Source organism: Duganella sp. CT11-25 (assembly GCF_047302815.1).
Lineage (GTDB): Bacteria > Pseudomonadota > Gammaproteobacteria > Burkholderiales > Burkholderiaceae_D > Rugamonas.
In genome coordinates, this window is sequence record NZ_JBKBFD010000001.1 from 263,542 (window position 1) to 286,218 (window position 22,677).

Annotated in this window: 21 protein-coding genes and 1 tRNA gene; 14 read left to right on the forward strand and 8 right to left on the reverse strand. The window is 64.4% G+C overall.

The window, feature by feature from the left end; translation table 11 throughout:
* Positions 1-172: 172 nt before the first annotated feature.
* Positions 173-622 (forward strand): CBS domain-containing protein, encoded by a 450-nt coding sequence (locus tag ACEN9F_RS01045; protein ID WP_413416943.1) that lies wholly within the window; start codon positions 173-175, stop codon positions 620-622.
* Positions 623-697: 75 nt separating this feature from the next.
* Here ACEN9F_RS01045 and ACEN9F_RS01050 read toward each other — a convergent pair whose 3' ends face one another.
* Positions 698-2,959, reverse strand: coding sequence for a putative bifunctional diguanylate cyclase/phosphodiesterase (locus ACEN9F_RS01050; RefSeq protein ID WP_413416945.1), 2,262 nt, complete (start codon positions 2,957-2,959; stop codon positions 698-700).
* A gap of 253 nt (positions 2,960-3,212) precedes the next feature.
* Between ACEN9F_RS01050 and aroC the strand changes: the two genes are divergently transcribed.
* Positions 3,213-4,322, forward strand: a complete 1,110-nt coding sequence (gene aroC, locus ACEN9F_RS01055; protein ID WP_413416947.1) for a chorismate synthase — start codon at positions 3,213-3,215, stop codon at positions 4,320-4,322.
* A 3-nt stretch (positions 4,323-4,325) separates the two neighbouring features.
* Entirely contained in the window at positions 4,326-5,477 is a 1,152-nt protein-coding gene (locus ACEN9F_RS01060) for an MFS transporter (RefSeq protein ID WP_413416949.1), read from the forward strand.
* Here the strand turns inward: ACEN9F_RS01060 and ACEN9F_RS01065 are convergent, their stop codons facing one another.
* From ACEN9F_RS01065 to ACEN9F_RS01080, 4 genes are all read right to left on the reverse strand, one after another.
* Positions 5,478-6,968 carry an HDOD domain-containing protein gene (locus ACEN9F_RS01065; protein WP_413416951.1) on the reverse strand — a complete coding sequence of 497 codons (1,491 nt, stop codon included), beginning with the start codon at positions 6,966-6,968 and terminating at the stop codon, positions 5,478-5,480.
* Complete coding sequence (locus ACEN9F_RS01070) at positions 6,965-8,638, reverse strand: putative bifunctional diguanylate cyclase/phosphodiesterase (protein ID WP_413416953.1); 1,674 nt, start codon at positions 8,636-8,638, stop codon at positions 6,965-6,967. The genes ACEN9F_RS01065 and ACEN9F_RS01070 overlap by 4 nt, the downstream gene beginning before the upstream one ends.
* Positions 8,639-8,887: 249 nt before the next feature.
* Complete coding sequence (locus ACEN9F_RS01075) at positions 8,888-10,198, reverse strand: enoyl-CoA hydratase-related protein (protein ID WP_413416955.1); 1,311 nt, start codon at positions 10,196-10,198, stop codon at positions 8,888-8,890.
* A gap of 11 nt (positions 10,199-10,209) precedes the next feature.
* Positions 10,210-11,412 (reverse strand): acetyl-CoA C-acetyltransferase, encoded by a 1,203-nt coding sequence (locus ACEN9F_RS01080; RefSeq protein ID WP_413416957.1) that lies wholly within the window; start codon positions 11,410-11,412, stop codon positions 10,210-10,212.
* A gap of 109 nt (positions 11,413-11,521) precedes the next feature.
* Here ACEN9F_RS01080 and ACEN9F_RS01085 point away from each other — a divergent pair, with 109 nt between their 5' ends.
* The 6 genes from ACEN9F_RS01085 (at position 11,522) to ACEN9F_RS01110 (ending at position 16,475) form a co-directional block, all read left to right on the forward strand.
* Positions 11,522-12,679, forward strand: coding sequence for an acyl-CoA dehydrogenase family protein (locus ACEN9F_RS01085; RefSeq protein ID WP_413416959.1), 1,158 nt, complete (start codon positions 11,522-11,524; stop codon positions 12,677-12,679).
* Positions 12,676-14,352: an isovaleryl-CoA dehydrogenase gene (locus ACEN9F_RS01090; protein ID WP_413416961.1), complete on the forward strand. Its 1,677-nt coding sequence runs from the start codon at positions 12,676-12,678 to the stop codon at positions 14,350-14,352. The genes ACEN9F_RS01085 and ACEN9F_RS01090 overlap by 4 nt, the downstream gene beginning before the upstream one ends.
* A 10-nt stretch (positions 14,353-14,362) precedes the next feature.
* Positions 14,363-14,944: a TetR/AcrR family transcriptional regulator gene (locus ACEN9F_RS01095; protein WP_413416963.1), complete on the forward strand. Its 582-nt coding sequence runs from the start codon at positions 14,363-14,365 to the stop codon at positions 14,942-14,944.
* Between the two features lie 40 nt (positions 14,945-14,984).
* Positions 14,985-15,635, forward strand: coding sequence for a uracil phosphoribosyltransferase (gene upp / locus ACEN9F_RS01100; protein ID WP_413416965.1), 651 nt, complete (start codon positions 14,985-14,987; stop codon positions 15,633-15,635).
* Positions 15,636-15,640: 5 nt separating this feature from the next.
* Entirely contained in the window at positions 15,641-15,994 is a 354-nt protein-coding gene (locus tag ACEN9F_RS01105; RefSeq protein ID WP_413416967.1) for an Hpt domain-containing protein, read from the forward strand.
* A gap of 277 nt (positions 15,995-16,271) precedes the next feature.
* Positions 16,272-16,475 carry a cold-shock protein gene (locus ACEN9F_RS01110; RefSeq protein ID WP_020703630.1) on the forward strand — a complete coding sequence of 68 codons (204 nt, stop codon included), beginning with the start codon at positions 16,272-16,274 and terminating at the stop codon, positions 16,473-16,475.
* 76 nt (positions 16,476-16,551) lie between these two features.
* On the opposite strand, the gene ACEN9F_RS01115 is transcribed toward ACEN9F_RS01110, so the two are convergent.
* Positions 16,552-17,463 carry a LysR family transcriptional regulator gene (locus ACEN9F_RS01115; RefSeq protein ID WP_413416970.1) on the reverse strand — a complete coding sequence of 304 codons (912 nt, stop codon included), beginning with the start codon at positions 17,461-17,463 and terminating at the stop codon, positions 16,552-16,554.
* A 188-nt stretch (positions 17,464-17,651) separates the two neighbouring features.
* Here ACEN9F_RS01115 and aceB point away from each other — a divergent pair, with 188 nt between their 5' ends.
* Positions 17,652-19,250: a malate synthase A gene (aceB, locus tag ACEN9F_RS01120; RefSeq protein WP_413416972.1), complete on the forward strand. Its 1,599-nt coding sequence runs from the start codon at positions 17,652-17,654 to the stop codon at positions 19,248-19,250.
* A 90-nt stretch (positions 19,251-19,340) separates the two neighbouring features.
* On the opposite strand, the gene gloB is transcribed toward aceB, so the two are convergent.
* Positions 19,341-20,147: a hydroxyacylglutathione hydrolase gene (gene gloB, locus ACEN9F_RS01125; protein ID WP_413416974.1), complete on the reverse strand. Its 807-nt coding sequence runs from the start codon at positions 20,145-20,147 to the stop codon at positions 19,341-19,343.
* Positions 20,148-20,167: 20 nt separating this feature from the next.
* Here gloB and ACEN9F_RS01130 point away from each other — a divergent pair, with 20 nt between their 5' ends.
* The 4 genes from ACEN9F_RS01130 (at position 20,168) to ACEN9F_RS01145 (ending at position 22,282) form a co-directional block, all read left to right on the forward strand.
* On the forward strand, positions 20,168-20,944 hold the full coding sequence (locus ACEN9F_RS01130; protein ID WP_413416976.1) for a class I SAM-dependent methyltransferase: 777 nt from the start codon (positions 20,168-20,170) through the stop codon (positions 20,942-20,944).
* Positions 20,937-21,380 (forward strand): ribonuclease HI, encoded by a 444-nt coding sequence (gene rnhA / locus ACEN9F_RS01135; RefSeq protein ID WP_413416978.1) that lies wholly within the window; start codon positions 20,937-20,939, stop codon positions 21,378-21,380. The genes ACEN9F_RS01130 and rnhA overlap by 8 nt, the downstream gene beginning before the upstream one ends.
* 49 nt (positions 21,381-21,429) lie before the next feature.
* Complete coding sequence (gene dnaQ, locus ACEN9F_RS01140; protein WP_413416980.1) at positions 21,430-22,146, forward strand: DNA polymerase III subunit epsilon; 717 nt, start codon at positions 21,430-21,432, stop codon at positions 22,144-22,146.
* A gap of 61 nt (positions 22,147-22,207) precedes the next feature.
* Positions 22,208-22,282 (forward strand) — tRNA-Val (locus ACEN9F_RS01145).
* Positions 22,283-22,368: 86 nt separating this feature from the next.
* Here the strand turns inward: ACEN9F_RS01145 and ACEN9F_RS01150 are convergent.
* Complete coding sequence (locus tag ACEN9F_RS01150) at positions 22,369-22,506, reverse strand: hypothetical protein (protein ID WP_413416982.1); 138 nt, start codon at positions 22,504-22,506, stop codon at positions 22,369-22,371.
* Positions 22,507-22,677: the final 171 nt, after the last annotated feature.

Sequence of the window (22,677 nt, forward strand, 5' to 3'; positions counted from 1 at the left end):
AGGGCATCCTAACCCGAATCGCGCGTGGACAACAGCACCGCAAAAATGTTGCGATTTGCTTATCCGCAGCGCTGGATTTTTTACCGGGCATAGGCTACATTCGCTATAAGGCTACAATAACTAGAACTCCCTTCATTCACAAAGCCTATATCAGCGGACAGGACGGCCCAAAATGAAAGTCTCCGAAATTCTTCAGGTTAAAGGCAGCATCCTTTACACTATTTCTCCAGATCAACCTTTGGCGGACGCCGCCAATACGATGGCTGAGAAGGACATCGGTTCGCTGGTGGTCATGGAGTTTGGCGATCTGGTCGGCATGCTGACCTTCCGCGAAGTGCTGCGGGCGCTGCACGACAACGCCGGCACCGTCGGCGGCGGCACGGTGCGCAAGCACATGGACGACCATCCGATCACCGTCACGCCGGACACTGAAGTCAACGAGGTGCGCCGCATCATGCTGGAAAAGCATGCGCGCTACCTGCCGGTGATGAACGCCAAAACCATCCTCGGCGTGATCTCGTTCTACGACGTGGCGCGCGCGGTGCTGGAAGCGCAGAGCTTCGAGAACCGCATGCTGAAAGCCTACATCCGCGACTGGCCGGCCGAGCAAAACGCCGACTAACCGGCGCCGCCCACAAAAAAACGCCATGCGGCCCGGGCCGCATGGCGTTTTTTTATTGGTGCCGAAACGAGTGGATCAGGCCGCGCCCTCCAGCGCATCGTTGCTCAGCCAGCCGTTCAGCGCCGTGGCCGTCATCGGCCGTGCGAACAGGAAGCCTTGCGCCAGCGGGCAACCCAGGGCCTGCAGGATCTGCGCCTGGCGCTCGTCCTCGACGCCTTCGGCGATCACCGCCAGGCCCAGGTTGCGGCCCAGCTGGATCACCATCTCGGCGATGCTGCTGCCGCGCGCGGAACCGGTGATCTCGGTGACGAAGGCGCGGTCGATTTTCAGGCGGTCGATCTGCAGCCGCTGCAGGTAGGACAGCGACGAGAAGCCGGTGCCGAAGTCGTCGATCGCGATGCTGACGCCGGTCTGCTTGATCTGGCCCAGCATCTTGATCAGCAGGTCGGGCTCTTCCATCGCCATCGATTCGGTGATCTCCAGCTCGATGTGCTCGGGCGGGGCGCCGGTGTCCTCCAGCGCCTTGCGCAGCATCTCGAGGAAGTGCGGATGGCGGAACTGCACCTGCGAGACGTTAATCGACATCATGAAGTCCTGGTGGCCGGCCTTGCGCAGGTCGACCAGCTCGCGGCAGGCGGTGCGCAGCACCCATTCGCCGAGGTCGATGATCAGGCCCGAATACTCGGCGATCGGGATGAAGCGGTCCGGCGAGATGAACTTGCCGTCCGGCGTCTGCCAGCGCAGCAGCGCCTCGGCGCCGACCGGGCGGCGGGTGGCGAGGTCGATCTGCGGCTGGTACACCACGAACAGCTGGTTCTGGCCGAACGCCGTGCGCAACGCGTGCATCATGCGCACCCGCTCGCGGATCTCGACGCCCATCGAGCGCGAGAAGTAGAAGTGGCCGGCGCGCTGCTGCGACTTGGCGCGCTTGAGCGCGATGTCGGCGTCCTTGAGCGCGTCGGCGCCGCTGCCTTCGTGCTCGACCAGGCGCACCAGGCCCAGCGTGGCCGACAGCTGCACGTCCTGGCCGTCGATGCTGTAGGGGCGCTGGAACAGCGCCAGGATATTGCCCGGATTGACTTGCGACGAGTCGCCCAGCACGCAGAAGATGTCGCCGCCGATGCGCGCCACCGTCAGCTGGCCGCCCAGCTCCGACTGCAGCCGGCCGGCCACCGCGACCAGCAGCATGTCGCCGAACTGGTGGCCCAGCGCGTCGTTGGTTTCGGCGAAGTGGTCGAGGTCGACCAGCGACAGCGTGGCCTCGTCGCGCGCCGGACCGGCCAGCGTGGCGTCCAGGATCTCGACCAGGCGGGTGCGGTTGGGCAGCTTCGATAATTGATCGTAGAAGGCGGCGTTGTGCAGGTGCGTCACCAGCTCGACGTTGTCGAGGCCGACGGCGACGTTGCTGCAGAACACTTCCAGCAGGCGCTCGTCGATCTCGGTGGTGGCGCGGCCCATGTCCAGGAAGGCGACGAAGTCGCGGCTGGCCTTGCCGGCGAAGTACAGCGTGACGAAATCCGCGCCGTAGACGTTGCGGCGCTGGGCCAGCGCCAGTTCCATCGCGTCGTGGATGCGCTGGTCGCTGCGCATGGTCAGCGTGAGGTTGTCCAGGTGGCGATAGGCGCCGGCGGTGGCCATCACCATCAGTTCGTGGCAGCCGCTGTCCGGGCATTCCTGCACGCACAGCACGCCGCTGGCGTCCTGGCCCAGCAGTTCGCCGATCTGCGCCAGCACGCCGACGGCGAAGTTCTGCACGCCGTGCAGGGCCATCAGCAGGGTGCTGGCGTGGACGATCTGGTTCAGGCCGCGCCGGCTGTCGTTGATCTTGCGGATTTGTTCATACGAGCGGATCGCCGCCGTCACCGTGGTGAACAGCTTGATGCGGGTCAGCTCGGACTTGGTCTTGTAGTCGTTGATGTCGAAATCGCGGATGGCGTCGATTTCCGGCGCGTAGCCGGGCTGGCCGGTGCGCAGGATGATGCGGACGTCGGCCAGTTTCAGCGTTTCGCGGATATAGCGCACCAGGTGCAGGCCGGCGTCGTCCTGCTCCATCACCACGTCGAGCAGGATGACGGCGATTTCCGGCTCGTGCTTGAGCAGCTCGCGCGCCTGCCCGGCCGAATACGCATGCACGAATTCGAGCGGACGATGTTGCATGTCGAGGTTACCGAGCGCGAACGTGGTGGTCGAATGGACGTCTTCGTCGTCATCGATGATCATGACCCGCCAAACGTTGCGCGCGCCCGTCGTGGCGGGCGCGGCCGGATGCTCTTCTAAGAATACCAGATCGTCTTGATCGTCCTTGGATTGCTCAAGGGGTGTGATCGATGGGGGCATGTGTAGCTTCTCCAGGATTTCTCGGTGTTCTTGCGTTCAAGTATATAGCGGATTGTTAGAAAGAACGCAGATTTCCCATGCTTTCAGCCGAACCTTGCGGACCGATGTGCAAGTTTCACCATACTTGTATCAAAAGAATGATATTTTACCAAGCGAAACTTGCTTTGTGGAAATTATTATGCGGGCAGGACGCCACCGGCGGCTGGCTGGTAGAATTAGGGACTTTCCACCTTTTTCCAAAGATTCTCTTCCTATGTCCGGCAATACTTTTGGCAAATTGTTTTCTGTTACTACTTTTGGTGAGTCGCACGGTCCCGCGATTGGTTGTGTGATCGATGGCTGCCCGCCGGGACTGCCTTTGTCGGAAGCGGACATCCAGCCGGAACTGGACCGTCGCAAACCGGGCACATCGCGCCACGTGACGCAGCGCCAGGAGTCGGACACGGTGGAGATTCTGTCGGGCGTGTACCAGGGGGTGACCACCGGCACGCCGATCGCGTTGCTGATCCGCAATGAGGACCAGCGCAGCAAGGATTACGGCAATATCGCCGAAAGCTTCCGTCCCGGTCATGCAGATTACACCTATTGGCACAAATATGGCGTCCGCGATCCGCGCGGCGGCGGCCGTTCGTCGGCGCGCCTGACGGCGCCCGTGGTCGGCGCGGCGGCGATCGCCAAGAAGTGGCTGAACCAGCAATACGGCACCGTGTTCAAGGGCTGCATGAGCCAGCTCGGCGACATCGCCGTGCCGTTCCAGGACTGGAAGCATGTGCATGACAACCCGTTCTTCGCCGCCAGCGGCGACGCCGGCCTGATCGCCCGCATGGAGGCGGCGATGGACGACTTGCGCAAGGCCGGCGACTCGATCGGCGCCCGCATCGACGTCATCGCGCAAAACATCCCGGTCGGTCTCGGCCAGCCGATCTACGACAAGCTGGACGCCGACATCGCCTATGCGATGATGGGCATCAACGCCGTCAAGGGCGTGGAAATCGGCGCCGGCTTCAAGTCGGTGGCGCAAAAGGGCACCGAGCACGGCGACGAGCTGACCCCGACCGGCTTCATCGGCAACAACGCCGGCGGCGTGCTGGGCGGCATCTCGACCGGCCAGGACATCACGGTGTCGATCGCCATCAAGCCGACCTCGTCGATCCGCACGCCGCGCCACTCGATCGACAAGGAGGGCAATCCGGTGCTGGTCGAAACCTTCGGCCGCCACGACCCGTGCGTCGGCATCCGCGCCACGCCGATCGCCGAGGCCATGCTGGCGCTGGTGCTGATCGACCACGCGCTGATGCACCGCGCCCAGTGCGGCGACGTCAAGGTCGCGACCCCGAATATCGCCCCGCCTTCGACCCGATAAGCGGTGCCGGTACAAGCCTTCAGCTTCGCCTTATTCCTCTTCTGCTACTACGCGCACGCGGGCACCTGGAGCACCTACGCGACGCTGTTCTTCGCCGACAAGGGCATGACGGTGGCGCAGATCGGCGTGCTGATGTCGATGATCCAGGTGCTGCGCATCGTCGGCCCCAACGTCTGGGGCCATGTCGCCGACCACTACGACCGCCGCGTGCTGGTGCTGCGGGTGGCCGGCTTCGCCGCGCTGGCGGGCTTCTCGGGCTTCTTCTTCGGCAGCAGCTTCGGCCACTTCATGCTGGCCATGGTCGTCCTCAACCTGTTCACCAGCGGCCAGGCGCCGATCTGCGAGGCGCTGATGCTGTCCGAGATGAAGGGCGACCTCACGTACTACGGCCGCATCCGCATGTGGGGTTCGATCGGCTTCATCGTCTCGGTGACCCTGGCCTCGATCGCGCTGGAACACTACGGCATCATGACGCTGCCGTGGGTGGCCGCCGCGCTGCTGGTGTTCACCATCCTGGCCGCGTTCCGGCTGCGCGACGTGCCGCGCCGCGTGCACAAGGACGCGCCGCCGCTGCTGCGCGCCTTGCTGCGCCGGCGCGAGGTGCTCGCCTTCTTCCTGTCGACCGCGCTGATGGTGTCGGCCCACGCCTCGCTCTACACCTTTTACTCGCTCTACCTTGAGCGCAGCGGCTACAGCAAGACCGTGATCGGCGCCATGTGGTCGCTGGGCGTGCTGGCGGAGGTGCTGCTGTTCTATTTTCAGGCGCCGCTGTTCAAGCGCTGGGGCGCGATGCGCATGATGTACCTGGCGCTGGGCGTCGCCGTGGCGCGCTTCGTGATGATAGGCGCCGGCTCGCACATGCTATGGCTGCTGATCGTGGCGCAGGTGATGCACGCGGCCACCTTCGCGCTGCACCACTCGTCGTCGGTGATGACCTTGCAGCGCTGGTTCTCCGGGCCGCTGCAGGCGCGCGGGCAGGCGCTGTACATGAGCATCTCCTACGGCATCGGCGGCTCGCTGGGCGGCTTGTTCCTGGCGCAGTGGTGGGAGAGGGCGGGAGCGGAGTCGGTGTACTACGTGGCGGCCGTGCTGGCGCTGCTGTCGGCGCTGGCCGCGATGCTGTCGTTCCGCTGGCAGCAGCGCGATACGTATTGACTAGCGGCTGACCGTTTCCACCTTGTGGCGTCGCTCGACCGCCCGCACCACCAGCGCGCGCATGTCGTTCAGCAGCGAGAACTCGGTGGCGCTCAGCGAGATCGGCGGGAAGGAATCGTCCCAGTCGCCGTACAGGAAACCGGCCGGCTGGCCGTTGGCCGACAGCGGCAGGATGACGAAGCTGCGCGCCTCGGACAGCGAACTTTTCCACCACAGCGGCAGCTTGGCCGCGAACTTGGCGTCGCGCGCGTTCTCGATGAAGATTACGCGGTCGCTATTGAGCGCGGCGTGGAATACGTTCGGCTCGTAGTTGTCGTCGAAGGTCATCGCGTTCAGCAATTCCCTGGTGCCGTCGCCGAAGCTGATCTTGGCCGAGTACTGGTTCTCCTTGCGGTTGCGGACGAAGGCCACCGCGCGCGAGAAGTCCAGGCCCTTGTACACGGTCTCCAGCGCGATCTGCACCATCTGGCCAGGACTGGCGGTATCGAGCACGTCGCGCATGTCGGACAGGCCGCTGAGCAGGATCTTGTTGCCGGCGGCGCGCTGGCGCGTCTTGGCCAGCGCCTTGGCGCGGCGTTCGGCGGGACGCGACAGCGGCGCGATGGTCAGGTCGTTGGCCGCCACCACCTTGGCCTGCTCGATGGCGTGCATCAGGCTGGCTGGCTCCACGCCCAGCATGCCGGAATAGCTTTGGGTCAGCTCGTGCACCGCGGCGGCGCCGGCGGCGTCGTCATGCCACAGCGATTCAGCGCACAGCGCCGACATGGTCGACAGGCCGGCGATCCAGTCGGACGGCGACACTTCCGCGCCCGGTTCCGGCGGCGGCAGCCTGCGCATGCCGTCGATCAGCGACTTCGGCAAGCCCCAGTGCAGGGCGGCGGCGTGGCCGACTTCCTCCATGCTCAGGCCAAGCAGCCCTGGCGCCGTCTGGTCGACGGTGCGCGCCTCCTGGTCGGCCAGGCGCTGCAGCTCGTGCCAGCGTTCAGGCATGTAAAAGGTCAGCATCATGCGGCCCAGCGTGTGCAGCATCGAGCACACCACGGCTTCCTCGCCGTGGCGGCTTTCGGCCGCGTAGGCGATCTGCTGCGCCACGATCCCGGCCAGCACGGCCTTTTCCATTTCGATGTGGGCGATGGTGGTGTCGCTCGACGTCGCCGCCAGTTCCTCGATCAGTTTCAATCCCAGCGCCAGGTGGCCGATGGCCTCCGTGCCCAGCACCAGCACCGCCTTGCTGACGGTGTTGACATGCTGGCCGAAGGCCGAGTACATGCCGCTGTTGGCCAGCCGCAGCACCTTCTGGGTCAGCACCGGATCGGACAGCACGGTACGGGTCATGTTGAATTCCTGCTCGTCCTCGCCGCGCATGGCGCCGAGGATGGCGGTGATGGCCTTGGCGAAGCCCGGCATGTCGCCGCGCCGGCGCGTGCACTCCCATAACTGGGCCAGCGTGGCGTCGCCCTGCGGCGTGCTGGCTTTGAAACCGCCCGTCATTGAACCACCTGGCGCAGTTCAGGCGGCACCACGTTGACGTGGATGCTTTCCTTGAGCGCCGCCAGCGCCACGTTGGCGGGCATCGGCTTGCCGGTCAGGTAACCCTGGATGTACTGGCAGCCGCGCTGTTCGAGATACTGCATTTGTTCTTCGGTTTCGACGCCCTCGGCCACCACCGATAAATCGAGGTGCTTGGCCAGGTCCAGCACCGCGTTGCAGATCGCACCATCCTTCTGCGAGCCTGGCAGGTCGCGGATGAAGGTGCGGTCTATCTTCAGCACGGAAATGGGGAAGCGCTTGAGGTAGGCCAGCGACGAATAGCCGGTGCCGAAATCGTCGATCGCGATGCGGGCGCTGCGTTCGGCCATCTTGGACAGGATGGACTCGGCGTGCACCGGGTCGATCATCAGCGTGCCTTCTGTGATTTCTAAAACCAATTGCTCACCAAGTAGGCCGGAAAAGGCGATGGCATCGTCCAGCACATCGAGAAATTTATCATTGCGGAATTGCCGCGGGCTGATATTAACAGAGATGTACAGGCTGCGCTTGGCCACCTCCTCGAACTGCTTGAGCTGCACGCAGGCCGCCTTGAGGGCCCAGGCGCCGAGCAGGTTGATCAGGCCATTGGTCTCGGCGATCGGAATGAAGCGGGCCGGCGGCACCATGCCCAAGGTCGGGTGTTTCCAGCGCATCAGCGTCTCGAAGCCCTGGATCTCGCGCGTGCGGGCGTCGACGATGGGCTGGTAGTACAGCAGGAACTCGCCTTCGCGCACCGCCTGGAACATCGCCGCTTCCAGCGAGATGTCGTGCTCCGGCGGGCCGGCGTGGGCCTGGCTGTAGACCACGCAGCGCGCCTTGCCGGTTTCCTTGGCGCGCGACATGGCGGCGTCGGCCAGCGCGATCAGGCGCACCTCGTCTTCCGCATGCTGCGGATAGACCGAGACGCCGACCGAGGCGCCGACATAGATCGTGTGGTTTTCGATTTCAAACGGCGACTGCAGCGTGGCGATCAAGCGGCCGGTGACCAGCTTGATCTGCGCTTCGGTAGCGGTACCGGGCAGGATGGCGACAAATTCGTCGCCGCCGACGCGAGCCAGGGTGTCGCTGTCGCGCAGGGTCTTGCGCAGGCGGCCGGCGGCCATGCGCAGCAGCGCGTCGCCGATCGGATGACCGAGGCCGTCGTTGACCTTCTTGAATCCATCGAGGCCGATGGTGGCGACCGAGAAGCCCTGGCCGGAACGGCGTGCATTGGCGATCACCATGCGCATGCGGTCCGACAGCAGCAGGCGGTTCGGCAGCTCCGTCAAGGCGTCGTGGGTGGCCATGTGGCGCAGGCGTTCCTCGGTCGCGTGCTGGATGGTCATGTCGCGGCCGACGATCAGCAGCTCGGCGGCCTCGTGCTGGCTGGTGTAGCAGGACACGCGCAGCTCGTGCCAGACATCGGCCTCCGGCGTCTTGATGCGCACTTCCAGCAGGCGCGGGGCGCGCGATTCGACCACCTCGGTCAGCACGGCGGCCAGCGGCGCCTGGTCGGCGTCCGTCACCAGCCGGGCCAGGGCGCTGCCGGCCAGCGGCACGCCGCCGCCGATGCGCGCGCTGGCGCGCTGGCTGGCAAACAGCAGCTGGCCGAGCTGGTTCACGCGGAATACAACATCGCCAGCCTCCTCCATGAGGTTATCCAATTCATGTCGCGGCTGGGATGTAAGGCTGGATGGCATCGCAGGATATTATCTTTTAAATATTTATGTGACGTGGCTGCTCGAATCTTGCAAAACCAGAACGAAATGTATCACTGATGAGAGTGAAATTACATGAAAAATGACAACATCCCTGCGACTTTTACAGAAAACTGTTGAGTTACATCGAAAAACGGCGCCATAGAGGGAAACATGCTGCTTTCGAAGGCAGCTTGGGGCACGTCAGGCATCCCAGTTGAGCGGCAACGCAAAGCGCGGGCCAAGCGCGGCGGCGCGTCCGGCAAATGTGTCTTTGCCCGCGTATTGAACAAACCGGATCGCGCCGCCGGTGTGGGCGGGATATCCGCAGACCCGCACCGAGATCAGGTCGGCCTCGTCGCGGCTGGCCGGCACGCCGCGGCCGACGCTGCGCAGCGCGGCGATGGTCATGGCGTACAGCAGGCGGTCGCGGATGTCGTCGAAGGCGGGCAGGGGCGCGCTATCGGCGACTGCGGCCGATGCCGGTTCCGTCGCCGGCGCAGGCGACGGCAGCGGCGCCAGGCCGGCGGCGCGCGCGGCGTTGCGCAGCAGCGCTTCCGGCACGCCTTCTTCCCGCAGCGCGCAGGCTTCGTATTCCAGCGCGGCGCTGAGGATGCCGCCGAACTGCGCGGCGGCCGGCGTGCCGGTATCGGCGCGGATCTGGCTCAGCCGCATCAGGTTGCGCGCCACGGGACTGATCGCGGTCTGGCAGAAATAGCGGCTCTCGATCAGCAGCGCGCTGTCGAAATCGACCTGCAGGCCCTCCACCATCGCGCACAGGATGGCCTCCGGCGCCGGCGCATGGCCGCCGGTGCGCGCGCGCAGCATGGCGGGCGCCACCTGCAGCAAGGCCTGCATCGGCGCCGAGGCGAGTTCGCCGCCCGGCAGGCGGAATCCCTTGGCTTCCCAGGGCTGCACCGGGGCGGTCCCGATCGCCGCGCCGACCAGCTGCGCGGCTTGCGCCTCGTCCTCGGCCACCGCGTGGATCAGGCCCGCCTGCAGCGCTTGCGCGGCGTCCAGCGTCGCCCCTTCGATCAGCAGCGGCATGGCGGCCTGCAAGCCAGCCAGGCGCACGGTGCGGGCGATCTCGCCGGCCACCGGCGTCAAGCCCAGGTGCACTTGCGGCAGGCAGTAAGTGGCGTCGGCCAGGCTGACGCGCCGATGGCAGGCCAGCACCAATCCCAGCGCGTGGCCGCCGACGGCGCCGCCCAGCGTGGCGACCACCGGGATGCCCAGGCTTTCCAGCCGCCGCAGCAGCGCGTTGTAGGCGCCCAGCATGTGCATGCAGTCGCCGGCCTGCGCCGGCGTCAGCGCCATCAGGTGTTCCAGCTCGTGGTCGGAACCGGCGGCCTCCGCGTGGAAGCCGAGTATCACGCCGGACAGCTGCTGCCTCTGGGCTTCCAGCTTGTCGATCAGCGCCGCCAGTTCGCGCTGGAACAGGCGGCTCAGCGGATTGATCGCGCGCGCCGCCAGCATCACGGTGATGGTCGTGCCGTTTTGATGTGTAGTGATCATGCTCGTTCCATTCAAACGCGTTCGATGATGGTGGCGATGCCCATGCCGCCGCCCACGCACAGGGTGACCAGGCCGCGCTTGAGGTCGCGGGCTTCCAGTTCGTCCAGCAGGGTCCCGAGCAGCATGCAGCCGGTGGCGCCGAGCGGATGGCCGAGCGCGATGGCGCCGCCGTTGACGTTGACTTTCTCTTCCGGCACCCGCATCTCGGTCATGAAGCGCATCACCACGGAGGCGAAGGCTTCGTTGACTTCAAACAGGTCGATGTCGGCGATGGACAGCCCGGCCTTGTGCAGCGCCTTGCGGGCGGCGGGAGCGGGGCCGGTCAGCATGATGGTCGGATCGGCGCCGGTGACGGCGGTGGCCAGCACGCGCGCGCGCGGCTTGAGTCCTTGCCGGTGGCCGGCGGCCTTGCTGCCGATCAGGGCCAGCGCCGCGCCGTCGACGATGCCGGAGGAATTACCGGCCGTGTGGATATGGACGATGCGCTCCAGTTGCGGATACTTGCGCAGGGCGACCTGGTCGAAACCCAGCTTGCCGGCCGCCTCGAACGAGGCTTTCAGGCCGCCCAGCGTCTCCAGCGTGGTGGTGGGCTTGATGAATTCATCCTCGGCCAGGATGGTCAGGCCGTTCTGGTCGCGCACCGGCACCACGGAGCGGAAGCGGCCTTCGGCGCGGGCGGCGGCGGCCTTGCGCTGCGAGCGCAGCGCGTAGGCGTCCACCTGTTCGCGCGTGTAGCCGTCCAGCATGGCGATCAGGTCCGCGCCTATGCCCTGTGGCAAAAAGTCGGTGCGGAAGCTGGTTTCCGGGTCCAGCGACCAGGCGCCGCCGTCGGAACCCATGGGCACGCGCGACATCGACTCGGCGCCGCCGGCCACCACCAGGTCTTCCCAGCCGGAGCGCACTTTTTGCGCCGCCAGGTTGACCGCCTCCAGGCCCGAGGCGCAGAAGCGGTTCAGCTGCACGCCGGCCACTTTCCAGTCCCAGCCCGCCGTCAGCGCTGCGACCTTGGCAATGTCCGCGCCCTGGTCGCCGACCGGCGTGACGCAGCCCATCACCACGTCGTCGATCAGCGAAGTGTCCAGCTGGTGGCGGCTTTGCAGCTCGCGCATCAGGCCGGACACCAGCGATACCGGCTTCACGCTGTGCAGGCTGCCATCCCGCTTGCCTTTGCCGCGCGGGGTGCGGATGGCGTCGTAAATATACGCTTCGGTCATATGCTCTCCGTTTGTTATGCGCTTATCATAGATCGCGTCAAGTTACAAAGCAACTGCTTGCTTCGTGCATTTATTTCAGCTAGTCTGGCCGTACAACAGGGGGTAAATCATGTTCGACAGCCATGAACACCAGGAGCTGCAACGCACGCTCAAGCGCTTCATCGACTGTGAAATCAATCCGCACGTCGATGAGTGGGAGGAGGCGGAAAGCTTCCCAGCTCATGCATTGTTCAAGAAAATGGGCGATCTCGGTTTGCTCGGACTCACCAAACCGCCAGAATTCGGCGGCCTGGGACTGGATTATTCCTATTCGATGGCGATGGCCGAAGCGCTGGGGGACGTCGATTGCGGCGCGGTCCCGATGGCGATCGGCGTGCAGACCGATATGTGCACGCCGGCGCTGGCCCGCTTCGGCTCGGACCCGCTGCGGCGCGAATTCCTGGCGCCGGCCATCAGCGGCGACATGGTCGGCTGCATCGGTATTTCCGAGGCGCACGCCGGCTCGGACGTGGCGGCGATCCGCACCAGCGCGCGCAAGGATGGCGGCGATTACATCATCAACGGCAGCAAGATGTGGATCACCAATAGCTTGCAGGCCGACTGGATGTGTGTGCTGGCCAATACCGGCGACGGTCCGCCGCACAGGAACAAGACGCTGATCATGGTGCCGATGCGGACGCCCGGCGTTTCGGCCGGCAAGAAGATCCGCAAGATCGGCATGAACGCCTCCGACACGGGCCTGATTCACTTCGACGACGTGCGCGTGCCGCGGCGCTACGCGGTCGGCGAGGAGGGCATGGGCTTCACTTACCAGATGCAGCAGTTCCAGGAGGAGCGGCTGTGGGCCGCCGTCAACGCGGTGCGGATACTGAGCAATTGCCTCGACCTGACCATCGAATGGGCGCGCGAGCGCGCCATGTTCGGCGGCCGGTTGCTGGACAACCAGCACGTGCAGTTCAAGCTGGCGGAATTGAAGACCGACGTCGAATGCCTGCGCGCGCTGGCCTATCGCGCCGGACAGCTTTATATTGGTGGACAGGATGTGACCGAGCTGGCCTCGATGGCCAAGCTGAGAGCCGGCCGCTTGCTGCGCACCGTGCCGGACGCCTGCATGCAGTTCTGGGGCGGCATGGGCTATAGCTGGGACAATCGCGTGGCGCGCATGTTCCGCGACGGCCGGCTGACCTCCATCGCCGGCGGCGCGGACGAGGTCATGCTGGAGATTATCGCTAAGAAAATGGGCATGAAAAAACGGGAGACAAAATGAATCCTTTCGACACGCATGAGGTGCGCAACACGGTTGCGCCGTTTGAAAACATCAACCTGTACGCCGCCGATCCGGCCTTGCAGGAAGCCGTGCGGCGCGAGGGGGGCGGCGCGGAGGCGGAATCGCTGCACGCGCTGGGCGCCCAGCTTGGCCGGGCGGAGGTGCTGGACCTGGCGCGGCTGGCCAACCAGCACTCGCCCAGGCTGCACAACTTCGACCGCAGCGGCAACCGCATCGACGAGGTGGAGTTCCATCCGGCCTGGCACAGCCTGATGTCGCTGCTGATCGGGAATGGAGCGCACTCGTCGCCGTGGCAGGGCGGCGCCGGCGCGCAGGTCGCGCGCGCGGCCCGCTACATGCTGTTCGGCCAACTGGAGAACGGCTCGCAATGCCCGGTGACGATGACCTACGCCTGCGTGCCGGCGCTGAAGCAGGCGCCGCGGATCGCCGCCAAGTGGCTGCCGAAGATCCTGTCCAACGACTACGACCCGCGCTCGCTGCCGGTCGAGCAAAAGCGCGGCGCCATCATCGGCATGGGCATGACCGAGAAGCAGGGCGGTTCCGACGTGCGCGCCAACACCACGCGCGCCGAGCCGGTGCCGCCGTCCGAGGCGCGCGCCTTGTTCGGCGAAGAGGGTGAGGACGTGTTCCGCATCGTCGGCCACAAGTGGTTTTTCTCGGCGCCGCAAAGCGATGCGCACCTGATCCTGGCGCAGACCGACGACGCGGGCAGCGCCGGCCTGTCGTGCTTCTTCCTGCCGCGCTACCTGCCGGACGGCAGCCGCAACCAGATCCGCGTGCAGCGGCTCAAGGAGAAATTGGGCAACCGCTCCAACGCCTCGTCGGAAGTGGAGTTCACCGGCGCCTACGGCTGGCTGGTCGGCAAGCAGGGGCGCGGCATTCCGACGATCCTGGAAATGGGCGGCCACACGCGGCTCGATTGCGTGCTAGGTAGCGCCGGCACCATGCGCGCCGCGCTGACCCATGCGCTGCACCACGCGCGCGGCCGCGCCGCCTTCGGCCGTCCGCTGGCCGAGCAGCCGCTGATGCAGAACGTGCTGGCCGACCTGGCGCTGGAATCGGAAGCCGCCACCGCCTTCGCCATGCGGCTGGCGCGCTGCTTCGACCAGGGCGACGATCCGGCGCAGGCGCTGCTGGCGCGCATCCTGACGCCGGCCGGCAAGTACTGGATCTGCAAGCGCGGCCCGGCCTTCGGCGCCGAGGCGATGGAAGTCGTCGGCGGCAGCGGCTATGTGGAGGACGGCCCGCTGGCGCGCCTGTACCGCGAGCTGCCGGTCAATTCGATCTGGGAAGGCTCGGGCAACGTGATGTGCCTTGACTTGCTGCGCGCCTTCGGCAAAACTCCTGCGGCGCGCGACGCGCTGGCGGCCGAACTGGCGCTGGCCGGCAATGCCGATACCTTCTACGTCGCCTACAAGACCACGCTGCTGGCCGATCTCGCCGAACCGCAGGCCGACGAATTCGGCGCCCGCGTGCTGGCCGAGCGCGTGGTGCTGGCGGTGCAGGCGGGCCTGCTGCTGCGCCATGCGCCGGATTATGTATCTTCGGCGTTTATCGCATCGCGCCTGAAGCGCGAGCCGGGCGGCGCGTTCGGGCGCCTGCCGGCCGGTGTCGATTGCGCCGCGATCCTTGCGCGCGCATTGGTTGAATAAAAAGGAATCCATGAATACAAGCGTCACTGTCGATAACCGCCGCGCCGATCTGGTGCGGGTCGCCGCCCGCCTGTTCCGCGAGCGCGGCTTCGACGGCACCACCACCCGCGACATCGCCGACGCCGTCGGCATGCGCTCGGGCAGTCCGTTCTATCACTTCAAGAGCAAGCAGGAAATCCTCGCCGCCGTGATGGAGGAGGGGCTGACGGCGGGCCTGCCGGCCGCCGAGCAGATCGCCGCCGGCAGCCTGCCGCCGCGCGCCAAGTTCCAGTCGCTGGTGCGGGCCCACCTGGAAATCGTGCTGGGCGAAGGCCATGACTTCATCCCGGTGCTGCTGTACGACTGGCGGCGCCTGACGCCGGAACTGCGCGAGCGGGTGCAGGTGCTGCGCGACCGCTACGACCAGCTGTGGCAGGACGTGGTCAGCGAGCTGTCGGCCGCCGGCCTGCTGAAAAGCGACAGCGCGGTGTCGCGCCTGCTGCTGATGGGGGCCGTCAACTACACGGTGCTGTGGTACAAACCGGGGCACGGATCGGACCTGGACCAGATCGCGGATGCCGCCGTCGCCATGTTTTTAGGACCGGAGGCCTAGTATAATGAGGCTTACAACCGTCTAAATAAGAGCAAACCTAATGAAACAAGATCCGCGCTTTCCGAACCTGTTCATCACCGACCACCCGCTGATCCAGCACAAACTGAGCCACATGCGCGCCAAGGACACGTCGACCCGTACCTTCCGCGACCTGCTCAAGGAGATCACGCTGCTGATGGGTTACGAGATCACCCGCGACCTGCCGCTGACCACCCGCACCATCGAAACCCCGCTGATGACGATCGACGCGCCGGTCATCGCCGGCCGCAAGCTGGCCATCGTGCCTATCCTGCGCGCCGGCATCGGCATGAGCGACGGCCTGCTGGACCTGGTGCCGTCGGCCCGCGTCGGCCACATCGGCGTGTTCCGCGACCCGGACACCCACCAGCCGGTGGAATACCTGGTGCGCCTGCCGGACACGGTCGAGCGCACCTTCATCCTGTGCGATCCGATGGTGGCGACCGGCAATTCGGCCGTGCACGCGGTGGACGTGCTGAAAAAGCGCGGCGTGACGGACGAGCAGATCATCTTCCTGGCGCTGGTCGCCGCGCCGGAAGGCATCGCCGTGTTCCAGAAATCGCATCCGGGCGTGAAGATCTACTGCGCCTCGCTGGATTCGCACCTGAACGATCACGCCTACATCGTGCCTGGCCTGGGCGACGCCGGCGACCGCATCTTCGGCACCAAGTAATTCCGATGGCCACGCCTGTCGATCCGGACTTCCGCGCCCGCCTGGCGGCGCTGAACGATAAATTCGCCGCCACCGTGCCGGGGACGATGGAAAAGATCCGCCTGGCGCTCGCCGATTGCACCGCCGGCGGCGCCGAGCCGCCGGCGGCCGCGCTGCGCCAGCTGCACGAAGTGCTACACGGCGTGGCCGGATCGGCCGGCACCTTCGGTTTTGCCACGCTGGGGACCGAATGCCGCCGCATCGAGCAGATGGTGCGGGCGGTGATGGCGGGCGGTGGCGAATGGCCGGCCGTGATACCGGAAGTCGAAAAATTGTTGCGTTGGGCCGCCATCGATGCGCGTTCGGGCAACTACGAGTGAATCGTGCGCTTGATATAGCGCAAATCCATTAGGATAAAGTTGTCTATAGTGACATTTACGCCCTGAGTCTTTACGACGAAAAGTCAGCAGAGTTCGGTTTTTCTACCAAAAAAAGCGACGCTTTGCATTTATTTTCGTGAAAACGTGCTTTTCTCTCGTAAATGGGTATAATGCGGGATCGTTTAGATTCAAGAGTAGTGCAGTTTGTCTGTCATTTCTTTCTTGCCTCAAACGATATCACGGGCGCAAGCCCAACTTAACTGAAATAGGAATTGTAATGGCAACTGGTATCGTAAAATGGTTCAATGATTCGAAGGGCTTCGGCTTTATCACCCCTGACGAAGGCGGCGAAGATCTGTTCGCTCACTTCTCGGCGATTCAGTCCGCAGGCTTCAAGTCGCTGCAAGAGAACCAACGCGTTTCTTTTGAAGTGACCGCTGGTCCTAAGGGCAAGCAAGCTTCGAACATTCAGCCAATCTAATACGCTGAATCTAACGAAATAAAGAAATCCTCGGTATCCGAGGATTTTTTTTCGTCTGCGTTTTTGTATTGCCGCTTCATTTGCCCGGCTTGCGCCAGTAGTCGGGCTGCGCATACGTGTGCCGCAGGAAATCGACAAACGCCCGTATCCGCAGCGGCAGGTGGCGGCGCTGCGCGAACACCGCGTAGATGTCGTTGCCCGGCGCAGCGTGCTGGTCGAGCACCGTCTGCAGCTTGCCGGCCTCGATCGCGCTGCCCACCTCCCACATCGAGCGCCACGCCAGCCCCTTGCCGGCCAGCGCCCACTCATGCAGCACCTGGCCGTCGTTGCAGCCCATATTGCCGCTCACCTTCAGCACCACGTTCTTGCCGTTTTCGCGCAAGGTCCAGCCGCGCTGGCTGCCTTCGCTGCTGATCGCCAGGCAGTTGTGCTTGCCCAGATCGGCCAGCGTCTTCGGCTCGCCGTAGCGTTTCAGATACGACGGCGCGCCGACGATCACGCGCTCGTTGTCGGCCAGCTTGACGCTGACCAGGTTGGAATCGGCCAGGCTGGCGATGCGGATCGCCACGTCGATGCCTTCGCCGACGATGTCGACCACGCGGTCGCTCATGTTCAGCGTGGCCGTGACGTCGCGGTGCTCGGACAGGAAGGAGGGCAGCAGCGGCGCCACGTGCTGGCGGCCGAAGCCGGCCGGCGCCGAGATCATCAGGTGTCCTGTGGCGTGGGCGCTACGTTCGGCCACCGCCGATTCGGCTTCCTCCAGCTCGGCCAGGATGCGCTGGCAATCCTCCAGGAAGGCCGTGCCTTCGTCGGTCAGCGCCAGCTTGCGCGTGGTGCGCTGCAGCAGCTTGACGCCCAGGCGGCTCTCCAGCGCGTCCAGGCGGCGCCCTATCATGGCCGGGGCGATGCCCTCGGCGCGCGCGGCCGCCGACAGGCTGCCCTTGGCGACCACCTCGACAAAAGTGGATATCTGTCTGAATTGCCCCATAACTTGCTTGCCATTCACTTGTGATTAAAACGCATAGATGAAGTGATTTTTAGTCTTGTTTGCATAACTAAAGAGTGAATATACTGTAAAACAACTGGGCGCGTAACTGAGTCCACACACTAAAAGAATCGCAGTGCAACAAGCTTATAATTTGATTTGGTAGTTAATACTTTCTTACGGAGACACTCATGACGCAGTCCACCATCAATCTGCCGGCAGGCATGGAAATCACGGGCGATATCCAGCCTGGCTACGAAAACATCCTGACCACCGAGGCGCTGACGCTGGTGGTCAAGCTGACGCGCGAATTCGAAGCCCGCCGCCAGCAACTGCTGGCCGTGCGCGTCGAGCGCGCCAAGCGCCTGGATGCCGGCGAGCGTCCCGACTTCCTGCCGGAAACCGCGCACATCCGCGCCGGCGACTGGAAGATCGCGCCGATCCCGAAGGCGCTGGAATGCCGCCGCGTGGAAATCACCGGCCCGGTCGAGCGCAAGATGGTGATCAACGCCTTCAACTCGGGCGCCGACAGCTACATGACCGACTTCGAAGATTCCAACACGCCTAACTGGGAAAACCAGGTCACCGGCCAGATCAATATGTTCGACGCCGTGCGCCGCACCATCGCGCTCGAGCAGAACGGCAAGTCCTACAAGCTGAACGACAAGATCGCCACGCTGGTCGTGCGTCCGCGCGGCTGGCACCTGGACGAGAAGCACGTGCTGGTCGACGGCAAGCGCATCTCCGGCGGCATCTTCGACTTCGCGCTGTTCATGTTCCACAACGCCAAGGAGCAACTGGCGCGCGGCGCCGGTCCCTACTTCTACCTGCCGAAGCTGGAATCGCACCTGGAAGCGCGCCTGTGGAACGACATCTTCGTGATGACGCAGAACGAACTGGGCCTGCCGCAGGGCACGATCAAGGCCACCGTGCTGATCGAGACCATCCTGGCCGCGTTCGAGATGGACGAGATCCTGTACGAACTGCGCGAGCACAGCTCGGGCCTGAACGCCGGCCGCTGGGACTACATCTTCTCGTGCATCAAGAAGTTCAAGCTGGACAAGGAATTCTGCCTGGCCGACCGCGCCAAGGTCACCATGACCGCGCCGTTCATGCGCGCCTACGCCTTGCTGCTGCTGAAGACCTGCCACAAGCGCAACGCGCCGGCAATCGGCGGCATGGCCGCGCTGATCCCGATCAAGAACGATCCGGAAAAGAACGACATCGCCATGGGCGGCGTGCGCACCGACAAGGCGCGCGATGCGACCGACGGCTACGACGGCGGCTGGGTCGCGCACCCGGGCCTGGTCGAGCTGGCGATGACCGAATTCACCAAGGTGTTGGGCGACAAGCCCAACCAGATCGAGAAGCAGCGTCCGGATGTCGACGTCACCGCGGCCCAGCTGCTGGACTTCAAGCCGGAAGCGCCGATCACCGAAGCGGGCCTGCGCTACAACATCAACGTCGGCATCCACTACCTGGGCAGCTGGCTGGCCGGCAATGGCTGTGTGCCTATCCACAATCTGATGGAAGATGCGGCCACGGCGGAGATCAGCCGTTCGCAGGTGTGGCAGTGGATCCGTTCCGACAAGGGCGTGCTGGAAGACGGCCGCAAGGTCACCGCCGACATGGTGCGCGCGATGATTCCGGAAGAACTGGCGAAGGTGCAGCGCGATGCGCCGGGCGGCGACGGTCCGACCTACGTGCGCGCAGGCCAGATATTTGAAGAGATGTCGACCTCGACCGACTTCGCGGAGTTCCTGACCCTGCCGCTGTACGAAGAAATCTAAGCTCGTCGCTCCCGCGCAAGCGGGAATCCATGCGTCACATGCACATCACCGCAGCATGGGTTCCCGCGTTCGCGGGAACGACGGATCGCATCAAAAGTCATTCTTCCACAAGCGCAGCGCGGTGAAGGTCGCCAGCGGCGTATCGAGACGGTCGAGCCGTCCGGCCTTCACCAATTGCTCGGCGATCGCCGGCTCGCGGTAGCGCAGGAATGGATTGGTGGCTTTTTCCACACCGATCGTGCTCGGCACCGTCGGCAGGTCGTGTTCACGCTTGTCGGTCTCCACCTTCACCCGCTCCTGCAGCGCCACATTGTCCGGTTCCACCACGCGCGCAAAGCGCAGGTTGGACAGCGTGTACTCGTGCGCGCAGAATACCTTGGTATCCTCCGGCAGCGCGGCCAGCTTGCCCAGCGAACTGATCATCTGCGCCGGCGTGCCTTCGAACAGGCGTCCGCAGCCGCCCGCAAACAGCGTATCGCCGCAGAACAGCCAGGTCGGCTCGCCGTCGGCGGGCTCGCGCACGTAGGCGATATGGCCCATCGTATGCCCAGGCACGTCGAGCACGGACAGGCGCAGCGCCAGGCCCGGCACGTCGATCAGCTTGCCCTCGCCGACCGGCAGGGTGGTGGCGGCGATGCTTTCATTGCGCGGGCCGAAAACGGGAACCTGATAATGCTGTAATAATTCAGGAACGCCGCCAATATGGTCAGCATGGTGATGGGTGAGTAGAATGGCGGTGAGCCTGAGCCCGTTTGCCTTGAGCGCCGCCAGGATCGGTTTGGCATCGCCGGGGTCGACCACGGCGGCGTGGACGCCATCATGTATCAACCACAAATAGTTGTCGCGGAACGCAGGAACGGTCAGAACACTGAGAGCTTGAGTAGAAGATATGGTCATTGGATTGCTAAAGGCTAAGCATGGATAAGGCGGGATCGGAGAAATCCATTATAGCGCTGGAAGGCTGGCTGCAAACGCCCGCAGGCGTCTACTTGCGTGCGTGGGAACAAACCTGTCTCGATAATTTAACAGCCGATATCTTCGGCTACAACGCCGTGCAGATCGGCATGCCTCAAATTGATGCACTGGCTGCCAACCGCATGCCGTATAAAATCCTGGCCGACCGCAAAGTGCGGCCGGCGCAAGACATGGTGCGCGCGGTCGACCTCACGCTCGACTACACCGAACTGCCGTTCGCCTCGCAAAGCATCGACCTGCTGGTGCTGCCGCACGTGCTGGAATTTTCCACCGACCCGCATCAGGTGCTGCGCGAAGTCGAGCGTGTCCTGATCCCGGAAGGGCAGGTCATCATCTGCGGCTTCAACCCGGCCAGCCTGTGGGGCGCGCGCCACGTGCTGCGGCGCGTCGGCGGCACCTCCTTCCTGCCGCGCACCGAAGAGCTGATCTCTATGCCGCGCATGAAAGACTGGTTAAAATTATTGAATATGGGCGCCAGCCAGAGTCACTTCGGCTGCTACGCGCCGGCCTGCCGCACAGAAAAGTGGCTGCACCGCTACGCATTCATGGATAATGCCGGGCCGCGCTGGTGGCCGTATTTCGGCGGCGTCTACATCGTACAAGCGATCAAGCGCGTGAAGGGCATGCATTTGATCGGTCCGGCTTGGACCAAAAAAACGGCATCGGCCCCCGCGGTCGTGCCGGCAACAAATAAAAGGCGGAAACAGCAGGATGGATAAGGTTGAGATTTTTACCGACGGCGCATGCAAGGGCAACCCGGGCCTGGGCGGCTGGGGCGCGTTCCTGGTGGCCGACGGCGCGGAAAAGGAAATTTGCGGCGGCGCCCGCGACACCACCAACAACCGCATGGAACTGCAGGCGGTGATCGAAGCGCTGATGGCGCTCAAGCGGCCGTGCATGGTCACGCTGCACACCGACAGCCAGTATGTACAAAAAGGCATCAGCGAGTGGATCCACGGCTGGAAGGCGCGCGGCTGGAAGACGGCGGCCAAGGAACCGGTCAAGAACGAAGACCTGTGGAAGGCGCTCGACGCCGCCCAGGCGATGCACACGGTCGAATGGCGCTGGGTGCGCGGCCACAACGGCCATCCAGGCAACGAACGCGCCGACATGCTGGCCAACCGCGGCGTCGAGGTCGCCCGCGCCGCCAGGTGAGGCTGCCCGGCCTGCTATACTGCACCGCTTGAACTGAAAGCCACACACTATGCGCCAAATCGTACTCGATACCGAAACCACCGGTATCAACCCCAAGCTGGGCAACCGCGTCATCGAGATCGGCTGCGTCGAGCTGGAAAACCGCATGCTGACGGGGAATAACTTCCACGTCTACATCAATCCGGAACGCGACTCGGAAGAGGGCGCGCTGAACGTCCACGGCCTGACCACCGAGTTCCTGCGCGACAAACCGAAATTCCACGAGATCGTCGAACAGCTGCGCACCTACATCCAGGGCGCCGAAGTCATCATCCACAACGCGCCGTTCGACCTGGGCTTCCTGAATCACGAATTCAAGCTGTTGAACCTGCCGGATTTCAGCAGCCACATCGGCGGCGTCATCGACACGCTGGTGCAGGCCAAGGAACTCCATCCGGGCAAGCGCAACTCGCTGGACGCGCTGTGCGACCGCTATGGCGTGTCGAACTCGCACCGCAAGCTGCACGGCGCGCTGCTCGACGCCGAACTGCTGGCCGACGTCTACCTGTCGATGACGCGCGGGCAGAACAGCCTGGGCATGGACGTGGAAGAGGAAGTCGTGGCGGGCGCCGAGCTGCTGGCGCCGGTGCCGTTGGCCGAGATCATCTTCGTGCCGGCCTCGGCGGAAGAGCTGGCGGCGCACGAAGCCACGCTGGCCGGGCTGGACAAGGCGGTCAAAGGGCAGTGCATCTGGACCGCGTCGCTGGCGCCGCAGATCGCCGCCTGATAATTTTCGCCTCGGGGCCTTCCCATGGGAGGAAGTTCTGTGCGATAATTCGCCCCGCTTCGGGAGGTTAGCTCAGGGGTAGAGCACTGCATTCACACTGCAGGGGTCGCAAGTTCGAAACTTGCACTTCCCACCAGAATACGTATCAAAATCAGGTACTTAGAAATGATCCAGCCCTTCGTCGGCTGGATTTTTTTTGCCTGTGTAAATTGTCGGTATAATTTACTTTTGCACACGCGCCGGCGCAGTCAGATCAGACAGCTTGCCCAGCGCGGCCCGCTGCGCGTCGACCTGGAGGTGGGCGTAGCGCTGCGTCGTCTGCACATTGCTGTGCCCGAGGATTTTGCTGATCGTGTACAAGTCGACCCCGAGGCCGAGCATGCGTGCTGGCGCACGAGTGGCGCAGGTCGTGGAAGTTGACGTGCTCCATACCTGCTTTCGTTCGCGTGCGGCGCCAGGCCGACTTCGCGCCGTCGGCCGTGATCTCCAGTGGAAAGTACTCCAGCGATGGCCGCAGCGCCGAAATGATCG

What these genes read in the sequence shown, in the direction of transcription:
- ACEN9F_RS01045 (WP_413416943.1), top strand. Translation starts at nt 173, where the DNA reads ATGAAAGTCTCCGAAATTCTTCAGGTTAAAGGCAGCATCCTTTACACT.
- dnaQ (WP_413416980.1), top strand. Translation starts at nt 21,430, where the DNA reads ATGCGCCAAATCGTACTCGATACCGAAACCACCGGTATCAACCCCAAG.
- ACEN9F_RS01115 (WP_413416970.1), bottom strand. Translation starts at nt 17,463, where the DNA reads ATGGGGCAATTCAGACAGATATCCACTTTTGTCGAGGTGGTCGCCAAG.
- ACEN9F_RS01070 (WP_413416953.1), bottom strand. Translation starts at nt 8,638, where the DNA reads ATGGAGGAGGCTGGCGATGTTGTATTCCGCGTGAACCAGCTCGGCCAG.
- ACEN9F_RS01065 (WP_413416951.1), bottom strand. Translation starts at nt 6,968, where the DNA reads ATGACGGGCGGTTTCAAAGCCAGCACGCCGCAGGGCGACGCCACGCTG.
- ACEN9F_RS01075 (WP_413416955.1), bottom strand. Translation starts at nt 10,198, where the DNA reads ATGATCACTACACATCAAAACGGCACGACCATCACCGTGATGCTGGCG.
- ACEN9F_RS01085 (WP_413416959.1), top strand. Translation starts at nt 11,522, where the DNA reads ATGTTCGACAGCCATGAACACCAGGAGCTGCAACGCACGCTCAAGCGC.
- ACEN9F_RS01130 (WP_413416976.1), top strand. Translation starts at nt 20,168, where the DNA reads ATGGATAAGGCGGGATCGGAGAAATCCATTATAGCGCTGGAAGGCTGG.
- ACEN9F_RS01095 (WP_413416963.1), top strand. Translation starts at nt 14,363, where the DNA reads ATGAATACAAGCGTCACTGTCGATAACCGCCGCGCCGATCTGGTGCGG.
- rnhA (WP_413416978.1), top strand. Translation starts at nt 20,937, where the DNA reads ATGGATAAGGTTGAGATTTTTACCGACGGCGCATGCAAGGGCAACCCG.
- aroC (WP_413416947.1), top strand. Translation starts at nt 3,213, where the DNA reads ATGTCCGGCAATACTTTTGGCAAATTGTTTTCTGTTACTACTTTTGGT.
- gloB (WP_413416974.1), bottom strand. Translation starts at nt 20,147, where the DNA reads ATGACCATATCTTCTACTCAAGCTCTCAGTGTTCTGACCGTTCCTGCG.
- ACEN9F_RS01105 (WP_413416967.1), top strand. Translation starts at nt 15,641, where the DNA reads ATGGCCACGCCTGTCGATCCGGACTTCCGCGCCCGCCTGGCGGCGCTG.
- ACEN9F_RS01080 (WP_413416957.1), bottom strand. Translation starts at nt 11,412, where the DNA reads ATGACCGAAGCGTATATTTACGACGCCATCCGCACCCCGCGCGGCAAA.
- ACEN9F_RS01110 (WP_020703630.1), top strand. Translation starts at nt 16,272, where the DNA reads ATGGCAACTGGTATCGTAAAATGGTTCAATGATTCGAAGGGCTTCGGC.
- aceB (WP_413416972.1), top strand. Translation starts at nt 17,652, where the DNA reads ATGACGCAGTCCACCATCAATCTGCCGGCAGGCATGGAAATCACGGGC.
- ACEN9F_RS01090 (WP_413416961.1), top strand. Translation starts at nt 12,676, where the DNA reads ATGAATCCTTTCGACACGCATGAGGTGCGCAACACGGTTGCGCCGTTT.
- upp (WP_413416965.1), top strand. Translation starts at nt 14,985, where the DNA reads ATGAAACAAGATCCGCGCTTTCCGAACCTGTTCATCACCGACCACCCG.
- ACEN9F_RS01050 (WP_413416945.1), bottom strand. Translation starts at nt 2,959, where the DNA reads ATGCCCCCATCGATCACACCCCTTGAGCAATCCAAGGACGATCAAGAC.